The sequence below is a fragment of the Mycobacterium sp. genome, assembly GCF_050700595.1.
Taxonomy (GTDB): domain Bacteria; phylum Actinomycetota; class Actinomycetes; order Mycobacteriales; family Mycobacteriaceae; genus Mycobacterium.
Map to the genome: position 1 here is coordinate 1 of NZ_JBOHHI010000008.1, position 3,926 is coordinate 3,926.

At 66.9% G+C, this 3,926-nt stretch carries 5 protein-coding genes; 2 read left to right on the plus strand and 3 right to left on the minus strand.

What is annotated here, in order from left to right:
- From ACRDTL_RS00330 to ACRDTL_RS00340, 3 genes are all read right to left on the minus strand, one after another.
- Positions 1-477: class II aldolase/adducin family protein (locus ACRDTL_RS00330; protein WP_431504736.1), on the minus strand; the 477-nt coding region annotated here is incomplete at its 3' end.
- A 10-nt stretch (positions 478-487) separates the two neighbouring features.
- Positions 488-1,582, minus strand: coding sequence for an amidohydrolase family protein (locus ACRDTL_RS00335; protein WP_431504737.1), 1,095 nt, complete (start codon positions 1,580-1,582; stop codon positions 488-490).
- 93 nt (positions 1,583-1,675) lie between these two features.
- Positions 1,676-2,509 (minus strand): MOSC domain-containing protein, encoded by an 834-nt coding sequence (locus tag ACRDTL_RS00340; protein WP_431504738.1) that lies wholly within the window; start codon positions 2,507-2,509, stop codon positions 1,676-1,678.
- 51 nt (positions 2,510-2,560) lie between these two features.
- Here ACRDTL_RS00340 and ACRDTL_RS00345 point away from each other — a divergent pair, with 51 nt between their 5' ends.
- Positions 2,561-3,406 carry an SDR family NAD(P)-dependent oxidoreductase gene (locus ACRDTL_RS00345; RefSeq protein WP_431504739.1) on the plus strand — a complete coding sequence of 282 codons (846 nt, stop codon included), beginning with the start codon at positions 2,561-2,563 and terminating at the stop codon, positions 3,404-3,406.
- 73 nt (positions 3,407-3,479) lie between these two features.
- On the plus strand, positions 3,480-3,926 hold a 447-nt coding region (locus ACRDTL_RS00350), incomplete at its 3' end, for an SDR family NAD(P)-dependent oxidoreductase (protein WP_431504740.1).

The following is a 3,926-nucleotide window of genomic DNA, read 5'->3' on the forward strand; positions in this document are numbered from 1 at the left end:
GTCGACGGTTCCCCAATATTCGTCGTACACCGCCACCCCGCCGTGATAGAGCGCGCCGGTCTGGTCATAGATCTCGGGGGCGCGTCCGATATCGGCCCACACCGTGCCCCACCGCGAATGGTTGTGGATCGCCACGCCGATATCGCCACGGGCGCGGTGCAATTCGACGTGGAGCGTGATGGCCGGCGTGATCGTCCACCGGCCGCCGGTCTCGTTGCCGTCGGCGTCCATGGCCATGATGTCGCTTGCCGTCACCTCGTCCCAGGTCAGTCCGAAGGGGTTCACCAGGAAGGTCCCGTCCGGCTGCTTGTAGGTGATGTGGCCGGCGAGGTGGTCGTTGTATCCCTCGACGAACAGACAGCGGCACAGCAGCGCCAACTCCTGGGCGGGCGCGAGCTCGGGCAGCGCCGGGGCGATGGGCTTGGTGACGGCCATGGCCCGCATCGGCGTCGGGCGGCCTGTTCGAGTGCTTGTCATGCTGTGCTCCTCACCGGTCGAGGATCCGCCGCAGCCGATCGCCGTAGAACGCTAAGGCGTTGTCAGCCAGGATTTTTCGTTCCAGTATCTCGCCGAGGTCGCGCTCCTTGACGCTTTTGACCGCCCCGGGATAGACGGCGTCATGATGCGGATAGTCCGAGGCGAACATCACGTTGTCGGCCCATCCTTGCTCGAGGGTCGACACCAAGCCAGGCTCCTCGATCTCGAACGTGAGCCACGATCGTGTGTCGACGGTGCCGTTCGGCTTTCCCCCGCGGTAGTCGTCGGGAGCCAATTCGTAGTGCTCCTCGATGCGGTCAACCCAGGTCGGGGCCCATCCGCAGCCGGCTTCCAGGAAGCCCAGCCGCAGCCTCGGGAAGCGTTGGAAGACTCCGGCCAAGGTGACGTTGACCATGGCGGTCATCTGCTCGAATACATGGCTGACGATGTGGCAGCCGGCGTAGTTGGACATCCGGTCGAGGCCAACGGTGTCGATGCCGGACAGGTAGGCCTCGTGGAACGACACCGGAACGTCGAGTTGCTGGGCCTTATCCCACAACGCGTCGAAGTCGGGATGGTCCACGGTGCGACCGCCGACCCGGTTGGGTCGCATTACGCCTCCGACAAAGCCATGGATGCTGACGGCCCGCTCCAACTCGGCCGCCGCCAGGCCGGGGTCCTGTTGAGGCAGAAGCGCGATCCCGATCAGGCGCTTGGGGTCGGTGGCGCAGTAGCGGGCGAGCCAGTCGTTGTAGGCGCCGCACAGGGCGGCCGCGATATCGGGATGTTCCACGAGCCCGAACATCAGGCCGACGCTTGGATACAGCACCGCCGCGTCGATCCCCTCGTCGTCGAGGACCTGCAGGCGGACCTTGGGATCGCGACCGCCCTCGCGCCGCACGCCGCCGGCCGATACGTGGTTTTGCAGACCGCCGGGGAACGGGTACTTCGACCGCCAGAGCCGGCCCTCGATGCGATAGGTGACGAAGCCGCCGGCTTCGGCGACGAACTGCATGGAACTGTCCCGCATGGCCGACGGGATCGCTTCGACCAGCTCGGGAAGGGTCTCCTCCACATGCCCGTCGGCATCGATCACAAGCGTCATAGGACCCGCTTTGCCGAGACGGCCGGGAACCAAGCCTTAAATCACTAAAATAGAAATGATTCGGTGGACCCGTCAAGGCAAGGCAGACGGCGGTTAGTGCAAGGCGACCGGGTCGCCGATGCGAATGGCTCCGCCCGCCAGCACCTCCAGGTACACCCCGGCGCACGGGAGCATCCCGGATCCCGGTGACGCCACCCGGTTTTCGGCCACGAGTGTACGGAGCGCATGCGGTGCCGGTGGCAGCGGGCCGTGCTCGAGCGTGGGCACCGCGCACCGTGAAGTGGGTTTAAGAACCCGGTGCCGCGTCTCGCCCGCGGATAGCTCCCTGCCCACCCAGTCGTTTTCGGCATAGGGCGGGTATCCGGGCGGCGTGGCGATCACCAGGTTCGGCCGGTAACGCAACGCCTCCGTGCCGACGCGCTCCACAGTGGCCGTCGTGATCACGTGCAGCGGGGCAAGGTCGGTGAACGAGTCGCCGGGTGTTGCCCCCGCGATCTCGACGATGCAGGCTTCGACCTCGGCGTCTACGCCGAGCTCGAGCACCTTCTCCGGGTCGGGCCGCTCCAGTGTGGCGCCCTGCGGCCGCTCGCTGATCAGTCGGACCGGTCGTCCCACCAGCCGGGAGAGCAGCTCGTCGATGTCGGGGTCGTCGGCCGCCACGTCCGCCCCGTCGGGCAGCTGAATGTGCACCCGCCCGACGTCGCCGCTCGCGCTGAGCCGCAAGAGCATGCGCCACAACCGGGGCTGCTTGGCACTGGCCACCCGCCCGGTCGCCGCGTCGACAAGCGCCAGCCGCCGGTCGCCGTCGGCGCCGCGCTCATCGACGATCATCTCGGTCACGTCCTCACCGAGCATCGACTTCACCGGATAGCGGCGCAAACTCTGCACGCGCAGTTGCACGGGAGCCTCGGGACCGTGCGTCGTCACAATCTCAGTATGAGGCTATGCGGCCTCCCGACTGTGGCCAAGATGTGATGCATGGACGACGCAACGCTGGCCGGCGCGCTACTGAGTGACCGCATTGCGGTGGTGACCGGCGGCGGCGGCGGTATCGGCGCGGCAACCGCGCGGCTGTTTGCGCAACATGGCGCCCGGGTGGTCATCACCGATATCGACGCCGAGCTCGCGCAACGCACCGCCGGGGAGATCACGACGTCGGGTGGCTCGGCTCTGGCCGTGGTCACCGACGTCCGCGACGCCGACCAGGTCAGCGGCCTGGCACGATCGGTGCGGGATCGCTTCGGCCGGGTCGACGTGCTGGTCAACAACGTGGGCCACTGGCTGCGCCACCCCGGCAACTTCGTCGACACCGACCCGCAGCTGTGGGACGAGCTCTACCGCGTCAACCTGCACCACGTCTTCCTCGTCACCCGCGCATTCCTGCCGATGATGATCGACCAGCACGCAGGCGCGATCGTCAACGTCTCCTCCGTCGAAGGGCTGCGCGGCTACCCGGAGGATCCCGTTTACGCCGCCTTCAAGGCGGCCGTCATCCACTTCACCCGCTGCCTCGCCGTGCAAGTGGGGCGTGCCGGTGTGCGGGTCAACGCGATCGGCCCCGACGTCACCGAATCGCTACAGGTGCCCTATTCGCAGTGGCTGTCCGCCGAGGAACAACAGCAGTGGCCGCAATGGGTTCCGGTCGGACGGATGGGGCTGCCCGAGGACCAGGCCCGGGTGATCCTGTTCCTGGCCTCGGACCTGTCGGCATTCGTCACCGGCCATGCGATCCCGACCGATGGCGGCACCGGTGCAGCGGGCGGGTGGTTCCGCTCGTCGCGCCGAACTGACCGGCAATGGACGAACCGGCCTGTCGCGCCCTGACCGATGCGCGCACCCGAGCCGCGACGTGACACGATCATGGACCTGGCTGTAAGAAACGAGAATTGAGGGAATTATGGCTGGGCGAGTCGAAGGCAAGGTCGCGTTCATCACCGGGGCGGCGCGCGGTCAGGGCCGCGCGCATGCGGTGCGATTGGCGCAAGAGGGCGCCGACATCATTGCCATCGACATCTGCAAGCCGATCGAAGGGTTCTTGAACCCGCCGTCCACGCCGGAGGACCTGGCCGAGACCGCGGATCTGGTCAAGGGCCACGGCCGCCGCATTGTCACCGCCGAAATCGACGTGCGTGACTACCAGGCCCTGCAAGCCGCAGTGGACAGCGGGGTCGAGCAGCTGGGCCGGCTGGACGTCATCGTGGCCAATGCAGGCATCAGCAACGCCGGCAACGACGAGGGCGACACGCTCGATAAAGTCAGCGAAAAAGACTGGCAGGACATGATCGATGTGAACCTGTCGGGCGTGTGGAAGACCGTGAAAGCCGGTGTGCCCCATATCTTGGCG

What these genes read in the sequence shown, in the direction of transcription:
- ACRDTL_RS00335 (WP_431504737.1), bottom strand. Translation starts at nt 1,582, where the DNA reads ATGACGCTTGTGATCGATGCCGACGGGCATGTGGAGGAGACCCTTCCC.
- ACRDTL_RS00345 (WP_431504739.1), top strand. Translation starts at nt 2,561, where the DNA reads ATGGACGACGCAACGCTGGCCGGCGCGCTACTGAGTGACCGCATTGCG.